We start from the raw sequence: 23,354 nt of genomic DNA on the forward strand, positions 1-23,354 counted from the left end.
CTTTCTTGAATGTCTCATTATTCAAGAAAAAGAAAAGAGCATGTCAGTCAGGAAATATATGAAACACTCTCTTGTTTACATGAAATCAGGTATTGATTTTCTGTAACCAGGGTATATCTTTCATTGAGTCACGCTGCGCCAGCAACTGAATAAAGGGCTTGAACTCATCCAGATAGGGCAATATTTTCAAAGAAATGGCAAAAATCAGCCAGTACCCCAGAAATACATCTGCAGCTGAAATTTTCTCACCCAGCAGATATGGATTGGCTTCTTGCATACCTTTTTTGAGAAAGGCTAATAGGCTCTGTGCATGACCAAAGCTCAAGCTCCGTGTTCTTTGCTCAATCTGTTCATCCGGTACGCCCAATCCTTTTAAATCCATAAATTCCGTTAAAGGGCCATGAGCAAAGAACATCCATTTCAGATAAGCGCCGCGTTTGGGATCATCCAGAGTCGGTGCCAAACCTTTTTCTATATATTTATCGGCCAGATAGGTAAAGATGGCCGCAACTTCAGTAATTATCACGTCCTGATCGACCAGACAAGGTACTTTGCCCATGGGATTAATCGCTAAATATTCGGCCTGATGCATGTTTTCATAAGGTACGTTTATAATTTCAACCTGGTCTGTAATGCCCAACTCCTGTAATAAAAGCATTACAGTCATGCCACGGGACTGGGGATTGCTATATAACTTCATCATTTTTATTCACCCTCTGCTGTTATTTTAATTTTTTAATGCAACTTTTTTTTATTGGCTGCCTTTGATTTCTCTCAATGCAAGAAAAATCAAAGATATCATGTTAAAAAAATCTAGTATAAAGTGCTTCGATAGCCTGTGAAGAACGATTATCTGACAGATTTATCTGCCGAAGCCTTTTTGCTGTTTAAAAACCTGCGGTGCTATCAGGTCTTTCTTTTTTAAAAGAAACCCATATAAAACTGTTCTTTCAGGATTTTTAAAATGAGTTCAAGCAGCTCGTTTTTCTGTCCTTTACGATAACTGGCATACAGATTAATCATCGGCAAGGGTTCAATGGTATTTTTGACGATAATTTTATCCCCCAATAACGGGATCACATAAGCCGGAACCAGGCTCCAGCCCACGCCCATCCCGACCAGATTGACATTGAGCAGGATATTGGTGGAGTGCTGGACCACATTCACATTCAGTTTGGATTGCTTGAAAAAGTCAGTGATGATTTTATGGAGTTGTGGTGAAGCATCTTCATCACTAATTACAAAATCCTGATGATTAAAGCTCTTGATACTCACATGGCGCTGCTCAGCAAGCGGTGAATCCTTGGGCATAATCAAGGCCAGCGGCTCACTAAAAATTTGCACATGTTCCAGCTCATCAGACTCATCGACATAGCGGGTAAAGGCAATATCAATCTCGCCTTTTTTTAAGGCCTTTAACTGGCTGGCATCGGTCAGGCTATGAAAATGAATTTTAATATTCGGGAAATGTGCGCGTATATTCGGCATGATATAAGGGAAGATTTTCATTTCCGCGACCGGCACGAAACCAATATTCAACTGATCCTGCTGTGCATTTGCGATCTGTCTGGCGCTCTGTATAGCACGCTCTGCATGTTCAATACTCAATAAGGCTTCTGTCAAAAATGCCTGCCCAGCCTCAGTCAGCCCGACCTTACGGTTATTGCGCTCTAGCAACTGTACGCCTACCTCACGCTCAAGATCCTTGATTTGCTGGCTGAGCGAAGGTTGTACCGTATTTAATTTTTCTGCGGCACGGGTGAAGTTCAGCTCCTGTGCCACAGTCACGAAATAGCGTAAATGTCTTAATTCCATCTTATCACTCCAAGCCTGCCGGGCGCTTATGTCTCTTTTTGGCAACATATTGACGATATACCCATATTGTCATCATGACGAGTACAGCACTTAATATATAGGTGGTTTCAAAGCCCCAAGAGGCAATCAATATCCCGATGACTACTGAACCAATCGCCAAACCCAGATCAAACAGGGTAAAGAAAGTTGAAATTGCATGTCCCATACGCTGCGTATCAACCGACTGAATCGCTAGCGTCTGCAGACATGGGAACAGCGAACCGTAACCAATGCCGATAAATACTGCCGATAACCACAATATCCATTGATTGGAAATCAGACTGACGATCACCAGACCAATAGCAAAAAACACAAAAGAAGGATAAATAACAGCACTTGGTCCCTTACGATCATAAATCTTCCCGACCCAAGGTCTAACCAGTAGCATAGAGGCAGCAAAGACAATAAAGAATACACTGGTATAATCCAATAGCTGCTTGGTTTCACTAAATGCGGTAATAAAGCTCATAATACCTGAGTAGGCAAAAGCCGTCAGCAAGGCGACAAAACTCACTGCCAGAACTTTGACTTCCAGAATATCCCTCAAGCTCAAGCTATTTATTTCTTTACTTATGGCATCACGTTTAGGTAACTCTGTAATTTTCAGCATCCAGCAGAAAATAAGCCCGAGAGAAATAATAACGGCGAGAACGCCAAATAACACCTTGAAACTGGTGATCTGAATGACAGTCAATGCCAGCAAGGGCCCAAACACCACCCCCAGATTGGTCGACATGACGAAATAGCCCATGCCCTCACCTTTGCGCTGATCAGGAATAAACTCATTGGCGACGGGTACTGCTACCGTAGTCAGAATACTGAACCAGATGCCATGTAAAAAACGCACCACTAACAGCGACCACATACTGTCCACCAGCAAATAGCTAAAGGCAAATAAGGCAAAAACTATGCCTGCACTACGCATAGTGATTTTTTTGCCGAACTTTTCAATGATCATGCCGGAAAATGGCCGAATGGCAATCGATGAAGCCAGGAATAACGTCAGTGCCAGACCAGCTTCTTTTACTGAGCCACCCAGATCTTTCATGATGTAAATCGGTAAAACCGTCAGCAAGGCAAAGTAATAAACGAACAGGAAAAAATTATTAAATAAACACAGGATAAATGAGCGATTCCATAAACGCTCAGCATTAACTGACATAATCACCAACTTTTAGGAAATGAGATCAAACTCAGGCTTGAACAGCAGCAGGATTTAACGCCAACTCGACCAGATTCTGGATATAGTGTTCATCTGGAATGCGGTTGAAAAAAATGATCTGGTAATGAATCGGGCCGTACAAGGTATCCAGCATCAAATCAAAAGGATAATCCGCACGGATTTCTCCGCGTTCAATCGCTTGCTGAATCAGTTGATGAATCTGTTGTCGCCGAGGTAAAAGATATTGCTGAAAGAATCCACCTGCCAGTTCCCGGTGATTGGCAATGACCACCAGTAAAGCCCGCCCTACTGGATGATTCAGTGCCTCTGATAAAAAAACGAGTTGTTGAATAAGATTGCTTTTCAAGCTTTTGGAGGTATCCAGTTCAAATACTGAAGCGGTATGTTGCTTGAAAGTATCCAATACCAGTTCCGATTTATGCTTCCACCAGCGATAAATCGTGGACTTGCCTACGCCGGCGCGTGCAGCCACATCTTCAATGGTCAGCTGATGATATTCACATTCTGCCAGTGCATCTGCGACTGCCTGTAAAATGCATTGCTGTCGTCGGGAACTTCTCTCGTCATTGCTCATATTTTTCTGCTTAAGCCTTAAAACCTTAAAAAACGAAACGATACGTATCGTTTTATACTAGAGCAAAATGTTATAAAGCTCCAGCCATAAACTAAAATTGATGCAAAAAAAGAGCTTCAAAGGAAGAAGGAAGAAAAGAAAAGAAAAGAAAAGAAAAGAAATTGACTGATTTTTATTATTTTAATTGCTGATAGAAATTAGATATATGGAAACGTCATTTCCGTGTTTGAGACAGGACTTAATCAGAAAATAGAGGTTTTCACGACAGATTAAAAAAACTGAATGTTAGCAAACCAGTTTTTTAGCGAAGAGTATTGCTCCGCAAGACAGGTTTCTTGCGAAGCTCCATTTTTTATTTTGCCGAAACAAAAGTAGCATCTAGACTGCATCAATTGAATTTGAAAAGAAAAACAACGTTATTCACTATAAATGATTAAGAGGTTATTTCTATATTTAACTTTGTGCGGTCTTTTTATAAATGCTGCATGAGGGATGATGGTTCTCTTGTAAACGCGCTATTTTGCGCTGTTCGGCTGCCTCAAAACGGCAACGCTTCCAGTCATTGTTCAAGTTTAAAGCTGGAATCTGTTTGGGTTTACCATGCTCATCTACTGCCACCATCGTGAAATAACAGCTATTGGTATGACGCACGGTTCTCTTTTGAATATTCTGTGCTTCTACACGAATACCAATTTCCATTGAGGTACGACCAACATGGTTAACACTGGCCAAAAATGTTACCAGTTCACCGACATGAATTGGCTCTTTAAAATTCACCTTGTCTACAGATAAGGTCACAACATAACTACCCGAATAGCGACTTGCACACGCATACGCCACCTGATCCAATAATTTCAGAATGGTTCCACCATGAACATTACCTGAAAAATTTGCCATATCTGGCGTCATGAGAACTGACATCGTTAACTCTGACTGGTCATCTGCTAATGCTGCAATTTGATCTAAAGGGGCCATCGTTTTCTTTGAACTCTTTGAATGATAAGGTTATCATTTATTATTATAGCGTTTTTAACGTGAATAAAATGTTCAATTCGGCAAATCGGGCATCATAATTATTGATATAGAAAATGTATTCATACAGAAAAAAATATATTTAATTGCTTAAAATGTGAATTAAAAACAAAGTATAAATTATTCAATACCTGTTTAACTGGGGGCTGACAGGCCTAAAATTGAATAATCCATACTCCCCCTCTATCAAACCAAATACTTAAAAAATAGAGGGAAATTATTAGAAATTTAAAGCTTTAGTGGTCTGAGCATTTCCTGAACTACATTTTGATAACTCAAAATTTGTTGGCCATCCAAGATGGTTTCAACAGTGAAAGAACCGTCCTGATGGGCAGCTGTTACTGTAAAAATATAATGTTCGAATTGTGCCAGTTTGACCTGATGTCCAATTTCTATATGTGTCATGCTGTCTACATCTGCTGAGTGTTCTGTTTTAACTACATTCTGGCATGAACGGGGGAATTTTTGAATCTTTGATCAACTTAAGTATACGAATAATAATGTTAAAATTAGAAATCAGGATTAATAAAGCTTATATCTTAAAGTAATAAATTTATAATTCAATAGCTTATATTTCAAATTAGTTTTGTATTTGATAAAAAGTTAAAGCTACTTATAGACATCAGCACTTATCTCATCTTTCATAACAATTACTAAGCTGTTAAAGCTGATAATGTTTAATCCTCGTACTGAATATCACTACCTTCTCCTTTGAGAAAATGGCAATATTCAGAAAATTCTTGTAAGAGATTTTTATTGGGAGTAATGATCCTTAACCACAAACTGCGGAATACGGTGCCCTCGGGCATAGTCGTGTTTTTGATAGGCCTGTGAAATTTCCATCAGCTTTAATTGAGCTGCCTCAATACCAGCCTGCATGGTCAACTCTCTGCCACGCACATCAAAAATATGGCCTTTTTCACGCAGATCTGGCTGAATCACCACATCTGCATGCTTTAATTCTTCATGCGCCAGATGTTGCTGCATAATATTAATGTTCTGATTAAACAGCCCCCAGACATTGCTGGTTTCGGTATGAATAGGCTGTGCCAGAATATCCACCGCAATCACAATATCAGCTCCCAGGTCACGCGCCACATCTACGGGTACCGGGCTGACCAGCCCCCCATCTACATATTCTTTACCTTGAATAACGGTTGGAATAAACATACTTGGAATCGACACTGAAGCACGTACTGCCTGTCCAGTATTGCCATAATTAAAAACGACTTTCTTGCCTTCTTTTAGTGCTGTGGCCACCACAAACATCGGGATTTTCATGGCTTCTAGTGGAGTTTGATCGACCTGCAAATTGACATAATCTTCAACTTTCTTGCCATCAAAAAATCCTTTTCTGGCCAGTTTGATATCACGGACATCATTCGGTCGCATGCTGAGAGCAATATTGCGCAGTTCAATCGCCGGTTTGCCACTCGCATAAATAGATCCAACGATACTACCGGCACTGGTTCCGACAATAAAATCTGGTTGAATACCCGCCTGCTCTAGTACTTCCAGCGCACCAATATGCGCATAGCCACGCGCACCACCACTGCCTAGGACTAAAGCAACTACGGGACGCTGTTGGGTTTGCTTGATCTTTTGAAAATCAATTTGATTCAGACGTGCCTGAGCTTCTCCGCGTTGTGCAGCAGGTTGCAAATGACTGGTTGCCGCTTGGGCTGTCATTGGAGTCGTTTGGCAAGCACTTAGGCCAAATGTACCCAGTATCACCATACTCAACACATATTTCTGCATGCAGAGAATGTCCTCATTAATCTAAAGCAGCATAGTGTATAAACACATGCATAAATAGTCTGTAGAATTTCGTAAAACTGTCATACAGTTCAGCTACTTTATCTTCATTTTTCCCCATAACAGTATGCCTTCAATCTCACTGTACCGGATTTTCCTGATTTTTCTGCAACTGGGCTGCATTTCATTTGGCGGTCCGGCAGCACATTTGGTGTTTTTTCACCGAAAATTTGTGACCCAACTGCAATGGCTGAATGACACCCAGTACAGTCAACTGGTCGCTTTGGCGCAACTTTTACCCGGGCCGAGCACCAGTCAGGTGGGGCTTTCGATCGGTTATCTACAACGGGGCTATACTGGTGCCGTGATCGCATGGCTGGGTTTTACCCTGCCCTCAATGATTCTGATGGGCTTGGTAGCGTTATTGGGTCAAAGCTATTTTCATATTTTAAACTCAAACAGCTTTCATACCATCCAGCTAATTGTATTTTCTGTAATCGCTTGGGCATTCTGGCAAATGCTGAGAAGCTTCTGTAAAACGGCCTGGCAATATGCGGTCTTAATACTCTCAGCAGTATTACTGATGGTGGTTTCAGCGAGTTTTAACCAAATTCTGGTGATTATGCTGGGCGCAATCTGTGGACTCTTGGCTGGACATTTTTCTCAATCAGATTCGAAACCCAAAGAAATTAACAAAACGGCAATCAGCTCGCCTTATATTCGATCTGCCGCTGCACCCTATTGGTTACTGGCATTTATCTTGCCGTTTATTCTACTCCCCTTAGCGGGGAAATTATGGGGTGAATCAGACCTGCAATTTTTTGCCAATTTCTATCAGACTGGCTCGCTGGTGTTTGGTGGCGGTCATGTGATTTTACCTTTGTTGCATCAGGACTTTGTCACAACCGGTTTGGTGAGTGCACAATCTTTTGATCTTGGCTATGCATTTGTCCAGCTCATGCCAGGACCTTTGTTCAGTTTTGCCAGTTATATCGGGGCCTTGCTGCCTTGGACGCCTTATGTCTGGCTGAATGCAGTTTTAGCGACCTGTGCAATCTTTTTACCTTCATTTTTCCTGATCTTTGCCAACTTGCCCTACTGGTCATGGTTGATGCAGCAGCGCCATATTCATCAGGCGGTGATGGGCATCAATGCTGCGGTGGTGGGTCTGTTACTGTATTTATTGCTGGATCTTTCACAACGCTATTTTAGTTATGGCTCCGACCTGGTCTTTGTCGCGGTGATGATTGCCCTGCTACGTTCAAAATTACCGGTCTGGTTCAGCCTGATTTTCGGCTTCGTGCTTTATCAAAGTTATTTAAATTTCTTCTAAATAAAACATTGGCACAAAAAAGCCCCGAATGATCGGGGCTTTTTATTTCAAGTCTTACCAGATATCTGATTTAACCTTGTCTTTAAATTTAGGATGGTTATCCAGTTTAAATTCAGGCTCTTTCACACCGCGCTTCAACTGACCGGTATAGTCTTTAAGTAGCATCAGCAGGAATGGCATCAGCAACAGGATCGCAATCAAGTTGATACTTGCCATCACACCCATGAACAGATCCGCCATATTCCAGATCAATGGCACGCTGGCGATGGAACCGAAATACACCATCACCAATACAAATAAACGGAAAATCAACATAACCCGGCTATTGTTATTGATGAACTGGACGTTTCCTTCGGCATAAGCATAGTTACCAATAATCGAAGAATAGGCAAACAGGAACAGAATTAGTGCCAGGAAATCATCACCCCAGGCACCAATCTGGCTTTCAAGTGCCATCTGGGTCAAAGTCACCCCTTCAAAGCCTGCATTTTCATATACACCTGAAACCAGAATAATAATGGCGGTACATGTGCAGACCACAAAGGTATCAACAAATACACCCAGCATTTGGATCAGACCCTGATTCACTGGATGCTTGGCATCAGATGCCGCAGCAGCATTCGGTGCTGAACCCATACCGGCTTCGTTAGAGAACAGACCACGCTTAATGCCCATCATCATCGCCATAGATACCATAGCACCAAAGAAACCGCCAGCAGCAGCTTCAAACTCAAAGGCTTTAGTGAAAATAAGCTGGAAAATCGATGGCAAGATATCGTAATTGATTACTGCAATATACAGGGCCACTGCCAGATAGAGTACCGCCATGAGCGGTACAAAGCGTTCAGCGACTTTAGCAATCCGTTTGATTCCACCAAAAATGATCAGGGCTGTCATTACGACCAGAACCAATCCAATCCAGGAAATTTCAAAATCAAATCCGCCCAATGGTAAAATGACATTGGCCTGATTCCAGCCCCAGGCATGAGAGGTTGCCCCAATAATCGCATTGGCCTGAACGGCATTGAATACAAAGCCATAAGTGGTGATCAATGCAATCGCAAAGACAATCCCCAGCCATTTCTGCTTCAAACCTTGGGTAATATAATAGGCAGGCCCACCACGGAATTGCTGGGTCTTACTATCCCTGACTTTAAACAGCTGTGCCAGTGAGGATTCAACTAAAGCAGAGCTCATGCCCAGAAAGGCAGTAAACCACATCCAGAACACGGCACCCGGCCCGCCAATCGCAATTGCAATTGCAACACCCGCGACATTACCTACCCCGACCCGGCTAGCAAGACCAGTAACAAAGGCCTGGAATGGCGTAATACCATGCGCATCTCTGACCTTGCCACGGCTGCCCTTCATCACTTTCATACTGTGCCAGAACAAACGAATTTGTACTGCACCCGTCATGATTGTGTAGAAAATACCGACTGCAACCAGGAACACCACCAGAAAGTCCCATAAAGGACCATTCAGGGCATTAATCCAGCCCAGCAAGGTTTCATTTAACTGATCATTCATGTCACATCCTTATGAGCCGATGACTCATCGTATCAGGCATAAAAATCATGCAAAAAACTTCAAAATCATCTGAATAACAGTGGCATTGATCAAGTCAACAAAGAATGCGCCACATAATGGTACGATCAGGAAAGCCTTATGCGAAGCACCATACATATTGGTAATCGCCTGCATATTGGCAACCGCTGTTGGCGTTGCACCCATACCAAAACCACAATGACCCGCTGCAAGTACCGCAGCATCATAGTTTTTGCCCATGATACGGAAAGTGACGAAAGCTGCATACAAAGCCATGGTGATGGTTTGCGCACCCAGAATCACCATGAGTGGTCCTGCAAGGTCAGCCAACTGCCATAACTTTAACGACAATAATGCCATCGCCAAATACAGTGACAATGACGCATTACCAAACACATCAATCGCGCGATCAAAAATCTGAACCTTGAAAATGCCTTCCAGTACATTACGCAGGAGTACACCGCCGCCCAATGCCCAGACAAATGTTGGCAGTTCAAAAGCAGTACCTTTACTGAAACCTGTCATAAACTCTGCAAAAGCCAAACAGCCTGCAAACAGGCCCAATGTGGTAATAGCATTATCGGCAGTGATCAGACGCAGACGATGTGGATATTCAAATTGTACGTATTCCTCTGAAGTGCTATCCATTGGGGTGTTGTCACGCTTTTCGATCTGCTGATCGGTACGTGCAGTAGCCAGGTTATAACGGTTGATCAGCAACTTGGCCAAAGGTCCACCAATGATCCCGCCGATGATTAGACCGAAAGTCGCACTGGCCATACCCAATGCCAAAGCACCCTGAATGCCATGTTCAACTTCAAAAATCTCCCCCCATGCACCCGCAGTACCATGACCGCCGGTTAAGGTAACTGAGCCTGCAATCAGGCCAATCAGTGGGTCGATACCAAGCAGTGTTGCCAGACTCATACCGACTGCATTTTGCAAAACAATAAAAATCGATATAGCAAACAGGAAAATTACCAGACCGACACCGCCTTCACGCAACTTGGAAAAGTTGGCACTCAGACCGATCGAGGCAAAGAAGATCAACATAAAACTGGTTTGTAGCTCTGAACTGGTGGTGATGCTGTATCCCCACAGTGAATGCACCAGTAATGAGATAATCGCAGCAACCAAACCACCTGCAACCGGCTCAGGAATGTTGTAGCGCTTTAAAAAATCGATTTTATTCACCAGGAACCGCCCAAGTAATAAAACAATCACTGCGGCAATCAGGGTATAAAATGCGTTAAAAGTAAAATCCATAATTTTTTGCCCAAGATGATTCTGAATTTTTTATTATTCTAAAAGTCGTAGAGTCGACTATATGTCTAGCTCTCTCATTAGATATGCATCCGTTACCTCCGGATTTAATCTATGACCTTTAGAAAACAAAACGTTTATCATCTCTTTCAAACTTATGAATATCATCGTCACGATCATATTCAACAAATGAGAGATTTATAAAAGCAACACCATTTCTATTCCGATACTCAGTCTTTTGGAAAATTGCAGGCAATCTTCAAACAGACATACATGCTAATAAAAAAACTGTGTTTTAAGCTCAAAAAACATTCACTGCTTGATGAGTGCTTTCAACCTAAAGGCTTCGTTCAAGCCATCTGGAATAGCGTTATTTCAAACAGATCTTGATCATGCAAAGCATGAATTAAGATGAAAAGTCGTACATTATGCTGTTTCTTTGTATAACGTTATATTGTTTTTTATTAGCAATAGTTAATAAAACTATAAAAAATAATTATAAGTTCTCATTTTTTATATGAAGATTAAACTATCTTTTAATTCAAAAAAAATATTAGTCTCTTACTCAAAACAGAATAACATCGGAATCTTGAAATTAAATTAACTCGATTTTCAGGCAAAATAAATGTGTTCTCTGTGTGAAATTGTTATTGTTAAATTGTTCAAACACTTGGGATTTAAGCTATTTTTTTCACTTAAAGACAATTTTCATAACGATCTTTATTCTAATCATTTAGAGGACTAAACTCGTATTTTGGAAGGCCAAATAAGTGCTCTTTGGCCATTTTTTGGATAAATCATTTTTATCAGCCGGTAAACAATGAATTTTTCCTATCCCCCCTTCTATTTGTTTAGTTTATAGTCATTGCCAACTCAATAAGGATATTTGACTGGACTTTACAATGGATCAAAATTTTGTTCATGCGGTAGATCACACCATTACCTCTCGTCATTCAGTACGTGCTTTTTTAAATACACCCGTGAATACCGACACCTTAAAAGAGATTTTGGCCGTTGCCAGCCGTGCCCCTTCAGGCACCAATACCCAACCCTGGAAAGTGTATGTGGTAACTGGCAAAAAGCGCGATGAAATCGTGCAACGTGTCTGTCAGGCACAAATGCAAATCTATGCAAATCCGGAATTGTCACAGCAGTATCAGGAAACTTTTGCCTATTATCCTGAACAATGGATCTCGCCATTTATTGAACGTCGTCGTGAAAATGGCTGGGGTTTATATGGCTTGCTTAACATTCAAAAAGGCGAAAAGGAAAAAATGGCACGTCAGCAGTTACGCAATTTTGAACTATTTGATGCGCCTGTCGGCCTGTTCTTTACTGTCCATCGTTCTTTGGCGATTGGTTCCAAAATGGATGTTTCAATGATGATCCAGAATGTCATGCTGGCCGCAAAAGCCCGCGGTCTGGACACTTGCCCGCAGGCTGCCTGGAATCATTTTCACCCGATCGTACTTGATCTGGTGGGTGCTCCAGCCGATGAAGAGCTGGTCTGCGGTATGGCACTGGGCTATGCCGATCCAGAGCAGATTGTTAACAGCTTTATTACCCCGCGCGTTCCCGTAGAGGAATTTGCCGTGTTTATCGAAGAGTGAGGCAGGCAGGGCTAAGTTAATTGACTTAGCCCTCTGTCCGGATCAGTATTTTTATTGCCTGAGAGAACAGCCAGCATCTATGCATTTTTTAGGCTGGGCATTTTTATTTTAAAAATTGTCCAAGCAGAAATACAGACAAAAACCAGCATGATCAATGCCATATTCAGTAAAGCCTGCCAGAGCATAAAATTCAGTAATACGCCGCCCAGTAATCCACAGACAAATTGCATACTTCCCATAATGGCACTGGCGGTTCCTGCCCGTTCGCCCTGTTCAGCCATTGCCAGAGCCATGGCATTCGGACCAGTAAAACCGATGGCTGCCACTATGACAAACATGCCTGGCAGTACCCAGAGCACAGAGTTTACGTCCAGCCAGCCCAGCAGGATTAAAGCTGACACACCGGCAAACTGCAGATAGCTGCCGATCTTCAGGCGCTGCAATATCGAGAAACGTCCGGCCAGCCGCTTATTCAATGTCGAAAAAAGCATGATACCGACCGCATTTGCACCAAAAGCATAGGCAAACTGCTGCTCGGTGAAATGATAACGATCCATCAAAATGGCCGAAGAAGCACTGATATAACAGAACATCACCGCACCGGAAAAACAGCCGGCATAAAGCGGGCACCGAAAGCTGGGATCCTGAAAAATGCTACGGTATAGGCTTAATACCTGTTGAAAATTCAGCTTGAGACGGCGTTCTGGTTCCAAGGTTTCTTTAAAAAGAAAGTGCACACAAGCCAGACTCAGCAAACCACAGCCCATCAATACCAGAAATATCGTGTTCCATTCATAAAACTTGAGTATCCAGGCCCCCAGACTCGGGGCAATAATTGGTGCAATAGCGGTCACAATCATCATGCTGGCAAAGGCCTGAGCTGCTGAGTGCATATCCAGACGGTCACGAATTGCAGCACGTGCCATGACCACGCCAACACAGCCACCGAGAGCTTGTAAAACCCGGGCAGCAATCAGACTCCATTCATCCTGTGCAAAGACACACAGCAAACTTGCCCCAATGTATAAACACAGCCCAAAATACAGCGGTGGTTTACGTCCAATCCGGTCACTGATCGGTCCATAGATCAACTGTCCGACAGCCAGACCGAAGAAATAAGCTGGCAGGCTATTGGAAACCATTTGAGTACTGACGCCAAAATCTGCTGCCATGGCCGGCAAGGCAGAAAGATACATATCAATGGATAAAGGCCCGAGTGCACTCAGTGCTGCCAGCAACACAATCCAGGACATGGCATAAGGTTGTTGTACTATTTTATTCGATGTCATAAGCATGAAGATTTAAAGCGCTAATATGCAGACAAATTAACACAGTGCATAGTATGATTTAGCCTGAAATGAAGATTTATAAATCTACTATTTTCATTAGTATATTCAGATTCAGCTGTAAAACTGCAGCATAAAGGACGACCTTTGAAATCTTGGCTCACTCGTCTCAAGCAAACTACCTATAACACGACCTTAATGTATAACCTGCGCATGATGACGGCATTTGCAGGTACTGCCTTTGTTCCCTATTTTATGGGACAACAATTATTGACCATTCCACTGACTTTAGGGGTGGTTGCAGCCGGTTTAAGCGATATTGATGACCGCTTTTCTGTGCGGATTTTAAATCTGCTCTACACCTATATTGGCTTCTTTATTACGGCGGTTGGGGTATATCTGCTGTATCCACATCCAGTCCTGTTTGCCTTGGCATTGATTGTGTCCTGTATTGCACTGATTCTGCTGGGTTCTCTTGGCAGGCGCTATGCCACGATTTCCTATGGTTGTCTGGTCATTTCCGTTTACTCGATGCTCGGGGTGGAGCTGTTTGATGAATGGTATAAGCAGGCTGGCCTGCTGGTGATCGGCGCAATGTGGTATGGCTTGCTGTCAACGCTGAGTTTCCTGGTCTTCCCTACCCGACTGGCGCAAGACAAGCTTGCCATCTCCTATTCTGCGCTCGGTGACTTCTTATATGCCAAATCCAATCTTTTTGATGTGGATATGACTCCTAAAAGCTATCAGCAGAGCATGATTGAACTGTCGATGGAAAATGGTAAGCTGATTACCATTTTTAACGAAATGAAAACCGCCCTTCTGACCCGTCTGAAAGGTGACCGTGGGCAAAAAGATACCCGTCGCAGTTTGCAGTATTATTTTGTTGCGCAGGATATTCATGAACGTGCCGATTCGGCACATATTGACTATCAAAAACTGGCCAAGATTTTCCAGCATAGCGATATCCTGTTCCGCTTCCAGCGTATCATGTCAATCCAGGGCAAGGCCTGTAAGGATCTGAGTGAAAGTTTGCTGCAGCGCAAACCTTATGTGCATAATCAGCGTTTTAAGCATGCATTCGATAACCTGAGACTGTCGCTAGATAAATTACGTCAGGATCAGCATTATGACCAGGCTTGGATCAACGCCCTATTTTCGCTGTTTCAGAACCTTAAATCGATTGATGCCCAGCTACGCAACCTGGAAACCGAACAGAGTATCAAGTCTGAACGTTTCAAACATATTGAAAACCAGCTCAAAGATGATGACCTGAAAGGCTGGGATGACATCAAGGTTCGAATTAAACAGCATCTGACCCCAGAATCGGTGCTGTTCCGGCATGCCATCCGCCTGTCGATTGTTCTGCTGATCAGCTATATCTTCGTACAGGTCAGTAATATTGAATATGGTTACTGGATTTTATTGACCGCCCTTTTTGTCAGCCAGCCAAACTTTAACGCGACCAAACGCCGTTTACGTCTGCGCATTATCGGTACTTTGGTCGGGATTATTCTCGGTTATGCCATTCTGTATTTTGTGCCCTCCATCGAAGGACAGTTATTACTTCTGGTACTGAGCGGGATTCTGTTCTTTGAATTGCGCAGTAAACAGTATGCACAAGCCACTGCCTTTATCACAATTTTAGCGCTGATCAACTTCAATCTGGATGGCATGGGCTTTGCTGCGGCCATTCCACGGATGATTGACACCTTAATTGGCTGTGCGATTGCCTGGTTCGGTGTCAGCTTTATTTTTCCGGACTGGAAGTTCCGACGGTTACCGCGCAGTATTAAACGCAGCTTGCAGGCAGAAGTCGATTATTTGAATGAAGTCATCGAGCAGTATAAATCGGGACGTAATAATGGCCTGCAATATCGGATTGTCCGCCGTGCTGCCCACAATACCGATGCCGAGGTGGCTTCACTGATTTCAACACTGGCCACAGAGCCCGATATTGATCCGGTACAAAAATCACTGGCCTTTGAATTCCTGTGTCTGAACCATACTTTTATCAGTTATATTGCTGCACTGGGAGCGCATCGGGAAAAAATTGAAGATCAGGACATCCTGAATCTACTGGACCACGCGCTAGATAATATTCGTGACGCACTGCTGCGAGATGAAATGCCCGATTCGAGTACACAGAATATGATTGTCAATATTCGACAGCGTCTGTCTCATGAACGGGAGCAGGATCAGAAATCCCTGATCATTTTGCAGCAACTGTCTTTAATGTTTAGCATTTTAAATCAGTTAAGCCAGCTCAAACAAAGTTTAAGTCATGAGTGGGATGAACAGGCAACAGAATTAGGTTCATTATAATTTGGCTGATTTTGGAACAATATACTCACTGAATTGGTACAATTAATGCTAAACTTTTTACAGTTTAAAATCTGCTAGTTTCCCTATGACCGCGAAAAATTTATACGCTTATACCCTCCAGCCTGTGAACTATGAAATTTCAGAAGCCGAGCAACGTCATGCTCAGCTGGTGATCTGGCGTAGTACCAATAAAATTGGCATGAAAGCATGGCTGATCATGGGTGCTGTTGTTGCACTTTCTATTCTGGGCATTCTGCTTCTGAAGAACTACTCTACTGTGTTCTGCTGGGTAGCGATTGTCTGTGTGGTGTTGTATTACCTGATCCGTACCTTTGGTCTGGAATGGTATGTTAAACGCAAGATGAATGAATTTCCGGTACAGGAAATCAAGGGCGTTCGCTTGGGCGTGCAACCGCATGGCATCGTGATGCGCCAGAAAATGGGTATGCAAGAAGGTGTTGGCGCGATTAGCTGGAAAGACATCTATGAATGGTACAACACACCAGAATTTATGTTGGTCAATTTCAAGGTTAAAGGCCAGCAAGGTGCATACATCCTGCCTAAACGTCTGGACAGCAAAAACTTTTCTTTTGCCACGATTCGCAAACATCTTGAAGCAGAAGTCGGTCCGGCAAAACAAATTTAACCGCTTCATTCTTTCATAAAAAACCTCCTGCCTCGGCATGGAGGTTTTTTTAATCACACAACATTGAATGATAATGAGAATAAATATTATCTTCAACATCTATAATTTAGGCTTAAATTTCAGTTATAATTTTGGCATTATTTTTATCGCTTACCCTTAATCTGACCACCATGATTAAAAAGACATTTTTCCAAATCCACTGGTTTCTGGGGATTACAGCAGGTTTAATCCTCTCGATAATAGGGGTCACTGGCGCAATCTATTCCTATGAACAACAAATATTAAAATGGATAAATAGCGACAGTTATACGGTTCAGGTTCAACAACGTGAAAAACTTACGCCTGCCCAGCTATATCAGCACTTTAACCATACTGCACCTGACATGAAGATCAACAGTATTACCGTGGCACAAGACCCAAGTGCTTCAAGTACTGTAAATGTTGCTAAAGAAGGTGCGCGGCGTGGCCAGAACATCATGGTCAATCCATATACCGCAGAAGTATTGCCAGAGATTAAGGGCCGGGAATTTTTCCAGTTTGTTCAGCAGTTGCACCGTAATTTAACAGTGGGCCCGGTGGGTAAACAGATTACCGGCGCCTGTACCCTGATGCTGATCTTTTTCGTACTGTCAGGTCTTTATCTGCGTTGGCCGAAACGTCATTCGATCAAGCAATGGCTGTTTATAAAGCCTCAGCTGAAAGGCCGTAATTTTATCTGGGATCTGCATGCTGTCGTGGGGACCTGGGTAGTGATTTTCTACCTGATTCTGGCCTGTACCGGCCTGTACTGGTCTTATGACTGGTGGCGCAACGGCATGTTTAAGGTGCTAGGTGTGGAACGCCCGCAACCGGAAATGCAGACCAATGCCGGCAATAACCGTGGTGAAGGCCGTCAAGGTGGCGACCGTGGCCCACGTGCTGAAGGTGAGGCACGAGGTGAAGGCCGTCAGGGTGGCGAACGCGGTGCTCGTGGTGAAGGACGTGAAGAAACTGGCATGAATCCAGAAAATATCTCTCGCGCACTGGATCTGAGCTGGGCTGGTTTTAATACTCAATTTGCTCACAAATACTCGACTGTGACATTTAACCTGCCGAAAAAACCGGATGGCGAAATGCAGCTGAGCTTTGTCGACCCTGTAGTACAGCATGAACGCGCCCGGAACAATGCTACTTATAATTACCGGACGGCTGAATTCACCAAAGTTGAAATGTACGAAGATAAAAAGCTCAATGAAAAAATCATGAGCAGCATGTTACCGGTGCATCGAGGCAGTTTCTTTGGTCCGATCTACCAGTTCTTTGTCATGGTCGCAGCCTTGTTGATGCCCTTGTTCTTTGTGACCGGCTGGATGCTCTATCTGAAACGTCGCAAGCAGAAAAAATTAACCTTGGCTGCACGTCAAGCTACAATAATTCAGCCTTTAGATCCAAATGCCAAACCGTGGCTCATTGCTTATGCCACACAAACAGGAGTTTCCGAGCAGCTGGCCTGGCGTACAGCGACTGCCCTGCAGGAGGCGCGGCAACCTGTAACCGTCAAGCCGGTGCAGCAACTCACACTAGACGAGTTACAGAAAACCGAACAGGTATTATTTGTTGCCAGTACGTATGGCACGGGTGAAGCACCGGACCTGGCCTCTTCTTTCGAGAAAAAAATCCTGTCTGCAAAAGCTGATCTTAGTCATTTAAGCTATGCGGTATTGGCCTTGGGCTCTCGGGAATATCCGGACACCTACTGCAGCTTTGGTCTTCGAATTGACCAGTGGCTACACCAGAATGGTGCGCACCAGCTTTTCAAGACCATTGAAGTAGATAATGCCAATAATGAGCATATTCAGCAGTGGAATACTGCACTTGCACGGGTGACTCGACTTGAACTGCAAGCAATGAATATTGATAAGACTTTTGATCAGTGGATCTTGAGCAAACGTGAACTGCTGAATCCGGGTAGTCTGGGTGCCCCTGCCTTCAATATCGAACTGGTTCCCGAGCATGAAGCAGTCTGGCAGGCAGGTGATATTGCCGAGATCCAGCCAGGAAATAGCCCGGAACGTATTCGTGTATTTATGCAAAAATACCAGATTGCTGCCGGTACACAGATCCCATCTCTGCAACAAAGCATTGAACAGGTGCTTTGGGATCGTGATCTGACTCAGGCTGAACCTTTTGATTCTCTGGATCAGCTTCTCATTCAATTACCGACCTTGCCAACGCGCGAATACTCGATTGCCAGCATTCCAAGCCAGCAGGTTTTGCGGCTGGTAGTGCGTCAGAAAACCGATGCCGAGGGCAATCTGGGATTGGGCTCCGGCTGGTTGACTCAACATGCAGCGCTGAATGCACCCGTTGCACTACGTATTCGCAGCAATGACTCTTTCCACCTGATTAATGACAACCGTCCGATTATCTGTATTGGTAATGGTACCGGTATTGCGGGACTATTAAGTCTGCTCAGTGCACGTAACCGTCAGGACTATACCCAGAACTGGCTGATCTTCGGTGAACGTCAGCGTGAACATGATTTCTTCTTTAAAGAAACCATTCAGGCCTGGCTGCAAATGGGAACTCTGAAACGTCTCGATCTGGCCTTCTCTCGTGACCAGGAGCAAAAAGTTTATGTACACCATAAACTGCGTGAACAGGCTGAAGAACTGAAAGCCTGGATTGCTCAAGGTGCAGTAATCTATGTCTGTGGTAGCATCAATGGTATGGCCAGCGATGTAGATCAGGCGCTGACTGATATTCTCGGTGAAAGCGTGCTAGATCAATTACGTCTGGATGGCCGTTATCGCCGTGATGTATATTAATATAAGCTGATATATAATAAAAACCGGGCTATTGAGCCCGGTTTTTATTTGAAGATACAGAAGTAATAATAAAAATATTGATAAGAAAAAGGAAACGTAGATGCTCAAGCAACTGAAACGAAGTCTCAGCCTGATTTCTGGCTTGGTTCTCTGCATATATAGTATCTGGTTAATGAACCAGGGGCAGAGGCATTTTGCCATCCCCCTGTTTCTCATGATTGGTGGAGCACTTATCCTGTACACCCTGCTTTTTTCATCTATTCAGCGCTGGAAACAGAATTCCCGGTTCAGGACATGGTTCTGGAACTGTCTCTGGGGCGGTTTTTTTTGTTGGATCATCAGTGTCGCGGCCTTCTTCGCCTATATCCAGATGTCGATCAACTCCAATATTCCAACACAACCCGCTACAGCAATTCTGGTATTAGGCAGTGGCATTGACCAGGGTCAGCCTTCCCCCATTCTGAAAAATCGTCTGGACACTGCAGCAAAGTATGCAGAACGCTATCCCAATATTTTGATGATCATGACCGGTGGACGAAATCTCTGGGAAAGACAGAGCGAAGCTGAAGTCATGCAAAATTATATTCATAGGACCTATCCGCGGCTCAAAAATCCGATCAGTTTAGAAGATCAAAGCAGAAGTACCCAACAGAACCTGCAATATTCTCAAGTGATCTTGAAACAACAGAATATAGGACAACATGAACCCATTGCGATTGTCACCAGCGATTTTCATAGCCCTCGCGCGCGGGCCATTGCCAGACATCAGGGTTATCAACACGTCATCAGTCTGAGTGCCAGCACTCCCCAGAATATCCGCTACAATTCCTGGCTCCGTGAATATTTTGCTTTGATTAGTGGCTGGCTGCTAAATGAATATTCATTATTTCAATAAAAAAAATATTGAAAAACAGGAAAGTTAATTTAAACGAATCTGTCTGGGCAAAGGCATGTCCGGATTTTTAAACAGTTCCGGCTTTTGCATATAGATCTGATACAGATAGTTCTTAATATCAAGTAATAGTTTTTCTGGTGCCACCAGAATATTCTGCCCTTCTGGCGTCAGGTCAAGCGAGACAATGGTACTTTCCTGGCGTAAAAAAGGAATGACTTTTTCTACAAAATCCTTGAGGCTAATTTCCTGAATATCGTAATTCACCCAATTATCTTTAATGAGCAGTCGCGCCAGACTTTTACTGTGCCAGCTGGCAAATGCACGTTGTCCGGTAGGCGTGGCACACAAAGCCCAGCCATCCTGATAAAGCGCAAAAATGCCAGCATTGGCAACAATGGCTTCAATATATTGCTTATAAAGTTGTTGAGGGTCGTATACCGTATGTTGAAATTTGGACGCTGCCTTGCGCTGATAGGGATTTCTCATGGTCGTGAAATCTTAATATTATTATAATAGAATCAGATTCTAAGGAAAAAACAGAATTGAGGCAAGAAGATATGGTGGGCGCTGACGGGATCGAACCGCCGACATTCTGCTTGTAAGGCAGACGCTCTACCAACTGAGCTAAGCGCCCTGAGAAAAACAACAGCGTTGTTTTTAATGACGCAAGACTAACAAGGAATGTTGTCTTGGTATCTGGAAAACTTAGATCTCAGGAATCCAAGCTTCTCATCTTAAGATGGCGCAGCGGACGGGGCTCGAACCCGCGACCCCCGGCGTGACAGGCCGGTATTCTAACCAACTGAACTACCGCTGCATCGTAAGAATCTGGTGGGCGCTGACGGGATCGAACCGCCGACATTCTGCTTGTAAGGCAGACGCTCTACCAACTGAGCTAAGCGCCCTGATAAAGATTGTCAATCTTTAGTTTATTAAATTCAGGCTCAGGGACCTCAATTTAATTTCTCTTGAAATGGCGCAGCGGACGGGGCTCGAACCCGCGACCCCCGGCGTGACAGGCCGGTATTCTAACCAACTGAACTACCGCTGCATCGTAAGAATCTGGTGGGCGCTGACGGGATCGAACCGCCGACATTCTGCTTGTAAGGCAGACGCTCTACCAACTGAGCTAAGCGCCCTGATAAAGATTGTCAATCTTTAGTTTATTAAATTCAGGCTCAGGGACCTCAATTTAATTTCTCTTGAAATGGCGCAGCGGACGGGGCTCGAACCCGCGACCCCCGGCGTGACAGGCCGGTATTCTAACCAACTGAACTACCGCTGCATCGTAAGAATCTGGTGGGCGCTGACGGGATCGAACCGCCGACATTCTGCTTGTAAGGCAGACGCTCTACCAACTGAGCTAAGCGCCCTCAAAAGGTCTATCGTATAAATGGCGCAGCGGACGGGACTCGAACCCGCGACCCCCGGCGTGACAGGCCGGTATTCTAACCAACTGAACTACCGCTGCACTTACACAATGTCGCTAATGTGGCAAACGAAAATCAAGATCTTAAAGTGGCGCAGCGGACGGGGCTCGAACCCGCGACCCCCGGCGTGACAGGCCGGTATTCTAACCAACTGAACTACCGCTGCAACTATAAGGTCTCAACTTGAAAGAGCTTGGTGGGCGCTGACGGGATCGAACCGCCGACATTCTGCTTGTAAGGCAGACGCTCTACCAACTGAGCTAAGCGCCCTTTCTAAACGTCTATCATCGTTTGATGGGTGCATTATAGAGAATCTGCACAGCCTGTCAAACGCTTTTCGGAATGTTTTCCACTTTTTAGGTGTGAGTGATTAAAAAATAGGTTGTTTGTTAAAAAAAACAACACTTTTTGTTTATTTTTTAAGTCTCTACCGAAATTTTTTAATTTTCAAAATGAAAGTTGAAGCAAAATTTTGTGTCTTACCCTGCGAAGTTTCAGTCTTAGCGATGCCATGTGCTGCGATTCTGATTAAGGATTATACAAAGCTTTAAAATACTCGACGTTGTGTTCATGTAATCTTTCAGCTGTCATTTATTTTTATTCAGAACATGACAGAAAACCTAATCTGCAACTCATGATTTAATCCGTTTCATGCGAGGAAAATACCAGCTGGGTCAGATTGATGAATTTCTTCTGCTGTCTCAAACAAGCAGATTCAACCCATAAAAATAAAATCATTTTCACATGATCTTAAAATCTACATTTTATTCGCTCTTCGAAAAATCCAGCAAATTTAGATCCAATGGCTGCTCTGAAATATAAACCAGTGCATCCTCACTGATCAGGTCAAATAGTTCAGCGATCTCTGGATTACGCATGCGGATACAGCCATGCGACAGTGGCTCCCCCATCTTTTCAGTTTCTGGAGTGCCATGAATATAGATATATCGTTGATAGGTATCACAGCCCGGGCCTTGATTAAAACCAGCTTCAAGGCCACTCAGCCATAAAATGCGTGTCAGAATCCAGTCCCGCTGCGGGAATTCTGCCGCCAATTCGGCATTATAAATTTCACCTGTCGCCTGACGTGCCACAAATACACTATTTAAGGGAGCATCCTGACCAAATTTTTCGGCGACCTTGTGCCAGCCACGAGGAGTCTGGCCACTGTTTTCAGTTTCGCCAATTCCATTTTTACCCGTAGAGATCAGATATTGCCTGTCTAGACGTGGCAGATACAGTTTTTGTTGAGCAAGGTCAATCAGGATGTCGGCTTGATCCAGCTGTAAGTTATTCATGACTTGTTATTCTCTGACTCTACTTTCTTTAATTCTGCTTTGTTTGACTTTTCTGGATTTAACTGGCTCTCTGCAGACTGCGCTGCCGGCATATCTGTCTTTTCTAGGTCGACTGCATTTTGCTGAATGATGACCGGATTGGGTTCAGGGCGTCGCCATAACCAGATCGCGACAATGAGCATGGTAATATCAGTAAATGCTTTGACTGCCAACGGCGCCGTGGTAAACAGCATGATAATTCCACTGATCAGCATCATAATACTGGCTAACCATTTGGCCTTACGCGGCACAGTACCATGGGCACGCCAATCTCTTAAGGTCGGGCCATATTTAGGATGATTCAATAACCAGGCATCCATTTGTGGCCAGCCTTTGGATGAGGCCCAGGCGGCCAGAATCAAAAAGACCGTTGTTGGCATACCCGGCAGGATTGCACCGATAAAGCCCAGGATCACAAACAGCACCACCAGACTTCGCCAAAACAACACTTTCATACATCAACCCTAACCGCAGAATTC

18 protein-coding genes, 10 tRNA genes and 1 pseudogene are annotated in these 23,354 nt (G+C 43.8%); 6 read left to right on the top strand and 23 right to left on the bottom strand.

All coding sequences use genetic code 11. The annotated features are described in order from the left end of the window. Nucleotides 1–85 precede the first annotated feature (85 nt). From AY605_RS10755 to AY605_RS10780, 7 genes are all read right to left on the bottom strand, one after another. On the bottom strand, nucleotides 86–700 hold the full coding sequence (locus AY605_RS10755; protein WP_064096478.1) for a glutathione S-transferase family protein: 615 nt from the start codon (nucleotides 698–700) through the stop codon (nucleotides 86–88). Between the two features lie 221 nt (nucleotides 701–921). Further along, on the bottom strand, nucleotides 922–1,815 hold the full coding sequence (gene hcaR / locus AY605_RS10760) for a DNA-binding transcriptional regulator HcaR (RefSeq protein WP_064096390.1): 894 nt from the start codon (nucleotides 1,813–1,815) through the stop codon (nucleotides 922–924). 4 nt (nucleotides 1,816–1,819) lie between these two features. Next, entirely contained in the window at nucleotides 1,820–3,016 is a 1,197-nt protein-coding gene (locus AY605_RS10765; protein ID WP_064096391.1) for an MFS transporter, read from the bottom strand. Nucleotides 3,017–3,047: 31 nt separating this feature from the next. Then, nucleotides 3,048–3,611 (bottom strand): TetR/AcrR family transcriptional regulator, encoded by a 564-nt coding sequence (locus tag AY605_RS10770; RefSeq protein WP_064096392.1) that lies wholly within the window; start codon nucleotides 3,609–3,611, stop codon nucleotides 3,048–3,050. 453 nt (nucleotides 3,612–4,064) lie between these two features. Then, entirely contained in the window at nucleotides 4,065–4,586 is a 522-nt protein-coding gene (locus AY605_RS10775; protein ID WP_064096393.1) for an acyl-CoA thioesterase, read from the bottom strand. Nucleotides 4,587–4,871: 285 nt separating this feature from the next. After that, nucleotides 4,872–5,048 carry a hypothetical protein gene (locus tag AY605_RS15110; protein WP_171254955.1) on the bottom strand — a complete coding sequence of 59 codons (177 nt, stop codon included), beginning with the start codon at nucleotides 5,046–5,048 and terminating at the stop codon, nucleotides 4,872–4,874. A 348-nt stretch (nucleotides 5,049–5,396) separates the two neighbouring features. Beyond that, nucleotides 5,397–6,401, bottom strand: a complete 1,005-nt coding sequence (locus AY605_RS10780; protein WP_064096394.1) for a patatin-like phospholipase family protein — start codon at nucleotides 6,399–6,401, stop codon at nucleotides 5,397–5,399. A 124-nt stretch (nucleotides 6,402–6,525) separates the two neighbouring features. Between AY605_RS10780 and chrA the strand changes: the two genes are divergently transcribed. Then, on the top strand, nucleotides 6,526–7,731 hold the full coding sequence (gene chrA / locus AY605_RS10785) for a chromate efflux transporter (protein WP_064096395.1): 1,206 nt from the start codon (nucleotides 6,526–6,528) through the stop codon (nucleotides 7,729–7,731). Between the two features lie 54 nt (nucleotides 7,732–7,785). Here the strand turns inward: chrA and AY605_RS10790 are convergent, their stop codons facing one another. Continuing rightward, a complete protein-coding gene (locus AY605_RS10790; protein WP_064096396.1) occupies nucleotides 7,786–9,261 on the bottom strand; it encodes an alanine/glycine:cation symporter family protein in 1,476 nt (491 codons plus the stop codon). 45 nt (nucleotides 9,262–9,306) lie between these two features. Next, on the bottom strand, nucleotides 9,307–10,545 hold the full coding sequence (gltS, locus tag AY605_RS10795; RefSeq protein WP_064096397.1) for a sodium/glutamate symporter: 1,239 nt from the start codon (nucleotides 10,543–10,545) through the stop codon (nucleotides 9,307–9,309). 899 nt (nucleotides 10,546–11,444) lie between these two features. Here gltS and AY605_RS10800 point away from each other — a divergent pair. Beyond that, a complete protein-coding gene (locus AY605_RS10800) occupies nucleotides 11,445–12,152 on the top strand; it encodes a nitroreductase (RefSeq protein ID WP_064096398.1) in 708 nt (235 codons plus the stop codon). Nucleotides 12,153–12,229: 77 nt separating this feature from the next. On the opposite strand, the gene AY605_RS10805 is transcribed toward AY605_RS10800, so the two are convergent. Next, complete coding sequence (locus AY605_RS10805) at nucleotides 12,230–13,447, bottom strand: multidrug effflux MFS transporter (protein ID WP_064096399.1); 1,218 nt, start codon at nucleotides 13,445–13,447, stop codon at nucleotides 12,230–12,232. A gap of 138 nt (nucleotides 13,448–13,585) precedes the next feature. Between AY605_RS10805 and yccS the strand changes: the two genes are divergently transcribed. The 4 genes from yccS (at nucleotide 13,586) to AY605_RS10825 (ending at nucleotide 20,108) form a co-directional block, all read left to right on the top strand. Beyond that, nucleotides 13,586–15,760 (top strand): YccS family putative transporter, encoded by a 2,175-nt coding sequence (gene yccS / locus AY605_RS10810; RefSeq protein WP_064096400.1) that lies wholly within the window; start codon nucleotides 13,586–13,588, stop codon nucleotides 15,758–15,760. Between the two features lie 85 nt (nucleotides 15,761–15,845). Further along, nucleotides 15,846–16,406, top strand: coding sequence for a YcxB family protein (locus AY605_RS10815; protein WP_064096401.1), 561 nt, complete (start codon nucleotides 15,846–15,848; stop codon nucleotides 16,404–16,406). A gap of 170 nt (nucleotides 16,407–16,576) precedes the next feature. Beyond that, nucleotides 16,577–19,213: a PepSY domain-containing protein gene (locus AY605_RS10820; protein WP_081406364.1), complete on the top strand. Its 2,637-nt coding sequence runs from the start codon at nucleotides 16,577–16,579 to the stop codon at nucleotides 19,211–19,213. A gap of 100 nt (nucleotides 19,214–19,313) precedes the next feature. Continuing rightward, nucleotides 19,314–20,108 (top strand): YdcF family protein, encoded by a 795-nt coding sequence (locus AY605_RS10825; RefSeq protein ID WP_064096402.1) that lies wholly within the window; start codon nucleotides 19,314–19,316, stop codon nucleotides 20,106–20,108. A gap of 24 nt (nucleotides 20,109–20,132) precedes the next feature. Here the strand turns inward: AY605_RS10825 and AY605_RS10830 are convergent, their stop codons facing one another. From AY605_RS10830 to AY605_RS10890, 13 genes and pseudogenes are all read right to left on the bottom strand, one after another. Continuing rightward, nucleotides 20,133–20,594 carry a DUF2750 domain-containing protein gene (locus AY605_RS10830; protein ID WP_064096403.1) on the bottom strand — a complete coding sequence of 154 codons (462 nt, stop codon included), beginning with the start codon at nucleotides 20,592–20,594 and terminating at the stop codon, nucleotides 20,133–20,135. A 72-nt stretch (nucleotides 20,595–20,666) separates the two neighbouring features. After that, nucleotides 20,667–20,742 (bottom strand) — tRNA-Val (locus AY605_RS10835). Nucleotides 20,743–20,848: 106 nt separating this feature from the next. Further along, nucleotides 20,849–20,925, bottom strand: a tRNA-Asp gene (locus AY605_RS10840). Nucleotides 20,926–20,937: 12 nt separating this feature from the next. Next, a tRNA-Val gene (locus AY605_RS10845) sits at nucleotides 20,938–21,013 on the bottom strand. A gap of 69 nt (nucleotides 21,014–21,082) precedes the next feature. After that, nucleotides 21,083–21,159: transfer RNA gene (locus tag AY605_RS10850), tRNA-Asp, on the bottom strand. A 12-nt stretch (nucleotides 21,160–21,171) separates the two neighbouring features. Further along, nucleotides 21,172–21,247: transfer RNA gene (locus tag AY605_RS10855), tRNA-Val, on the bottom strand. A 69-nt stretch (nucleotides 21,248–21,316) separates the two neighbouring features. Further along, nucleotides 21,317–21,393, bottom strand: a tRNA-Asp gene (locus AY605_RS10860). A 12-nt stretch (nucleotides 21,394–21,405) separates the two neighbouring features. Further along, nucleotides 21,406–21,481 (bottom strand) — tRNA-Val (locus AY605_RS10865). A gap of 21 nt (nucleotides 21,482–21,502) precedes the next feature. Then, a tRNA-Asp gene (locus AY605_RS10870) sits at nucleotides 21,503–21,579 on the bottom strand. A gap of 48 nt (nucleotides 21,580–21,627) precedes the next feature. Continuing rightward, a tRNA-Asp gene (locus AY605_RS10875) sits at nucleotides 21,628–21,704 on the bottom strand. 28 nt (nucleotides 21,705–21,732) lie between these two features. Further along, nucleotides 21,733–21,808 (bottom strand) — tRNA-Val (locus tag AY605_RS10880). 494 nt (nucleotides 21,809–22,302) lie between these two features. Continuing rightward, nucleotides 22,303–22,836 carry a cell wall-recycling L,D-carboxypeptidase ElsL gene (gene elsL / locus AY605_RS10885; RefSeq protein ID WP_064096404.1) on the bottom strand — a complete coding sequence of 178 codons (534 nt, stop codon included), beginning with the start codon at nucleotides 22,834–22,836 and terminating at the stop codon, nucleotides 22,303–22,305. Between the two features lie 140 nt (nucleotides 22,837–22,976). Beyond that, nucleotides 22,977–23,330 (bottom strand): annotated as a pseudogene (locus AY605_RS10890) (YbaN family protein); the annotation flags it as partial. Between the last annotated feature and the right edge of the window lie 24 nt (nucleotides 23,331–23,354).

It is taken from the genome of Acinetobacter sp. SFD, assembly GCF_001647575.1.
GTDB lineage: Bacteria > Pseudomonadota > Gammaproteobacteria > Pseudomonadales > Moraxellaceae > Acinetobacter > Acinetobacter pecorum.

What these genes read in the sequence shown, in the direction of transcription:
- AY605_RS10755 (WP_064096478.1), bottom strand. Translation starts at nt 700, where the DNA reads ATGAAGTTATATAGCAATCCCCAGTCCCGTGGCATGACTGTAATGCTT.
- hcaR (WP_064096390.1), bottom strand. Translation starts at nt 1,815, where the DNA reads ATGGAATTAAGACATTTACGCTATTTCGTGACTGTGGCACAGGAGCTG.
- AY605_RS10765 (WP_064096391.1), bottom strand. Translation starts at nt 3,016, where the DNA reads ATGTCAGTTAATGCTGAGCGTTTATGGAATCGCTCATTTATCCTGTGT.
- AY605_RS10770 (WP_064096392.1), bottom strand. Translation starts at nt 3,611, where the DNA reads ATGAGCAATGACGAGAGAAGTTCCCGACGACAGCAATGCATTTTACAG.
- AY605_RS10775 (WP_064096393.1), bottom strand. Translation starts at nt 4,586, where the DNA reads ATGGCCCCTTTAGATCAAATTGCAGCATTAGCAGATGACCAGTCAGAG.
- AY605_RS15110 (WP_171254955.1), bottom strand. Translation starts at nt 5,048, where the DNA reads ATGACACATATAGAAATTGGACATCAGGTCAAACTGGCACAATTCGAA.
- AY605_RS10780 (WP_064096394.1), bottom strand. Translation starts at nt 6,401, where the DNA reads ATGCAGAAATATGTGTTGAGTATGGTGATACTGGGTACATTTGGCCTA.
- chrA (WP_064096395.1), top strand. Translation starts at nt 6,526, where the DNA reads ATGCCTTCAATCTCACTGTACCGGATTTTCCTGATTTTTCTGCAACTG.
- AY605_RS10790 (WP_064096396.1), bottom strand. Translation starts at nt 9,261, where the DNA reads ATGAATGATCAGTTAAATGAAACCTTGCTGGGCTGGATTAATGCCCTG.
- gltS (WP_064096397.1), bottom strand. Translation starts at nt 10,545, where the DNA reads ATGGATTTTACTTTTAACGCATTTTATACCCTGATTGCCGCAGTGATT.
- AY605_RS10800 (WP_064096398.1), top strand. Translation starts at nt 11,445, where the DNA reads ATGGATCAAAATTTTGTTCATGCGGTAGATCACACCATTACCTCTCGT.
- AY605_RS10805 (WP_064096399.1), bottom strand. Translation starts at nt 13,447, where the DNA reads ATGCTTATGACATCGAATAAAATAGTACAACAACCTTATGCCATGTCC.
- AY605_RS10815 (WP_064096401.1), top strand. Translation starts at nt 15,846, where the DNA reads ATGACCGCGAAAAATTTATACGCTTATACCCTCCAGCCTGTGAACTAT.
- AY605_RS10820 (WP_081406364.1), top strand. Translation starts at nt 16,577, where the DNA reads ATGATTAAAAAGACATTTTTCCAAATCCACTGGTTTCTGGGGATTACA.
- AY605_RS10825 (WP_064096402.1), top strand. Translation starts at nt 19,314, where the DNA reads ATGCTCAAGCAACTGAAACGAAGTCTCAGCCTGATTTCTGGCTTGGTT.
- AY605_RS10830 (WP_064096403.1), bottom strand. Translation starts at nt 20,594, where the DNA reads ATGAGAAATCCCTATCAGCGCAAGGCAGCGTCCAAATTTCAACATACG.
- elsL (WP_064096404.1), bottom strand. Translation starts at nt 22,836, where the DNA reads ATGAATAACTTACAGCTGGATCAAGCCGACATCCTGATTGACCTTGCT.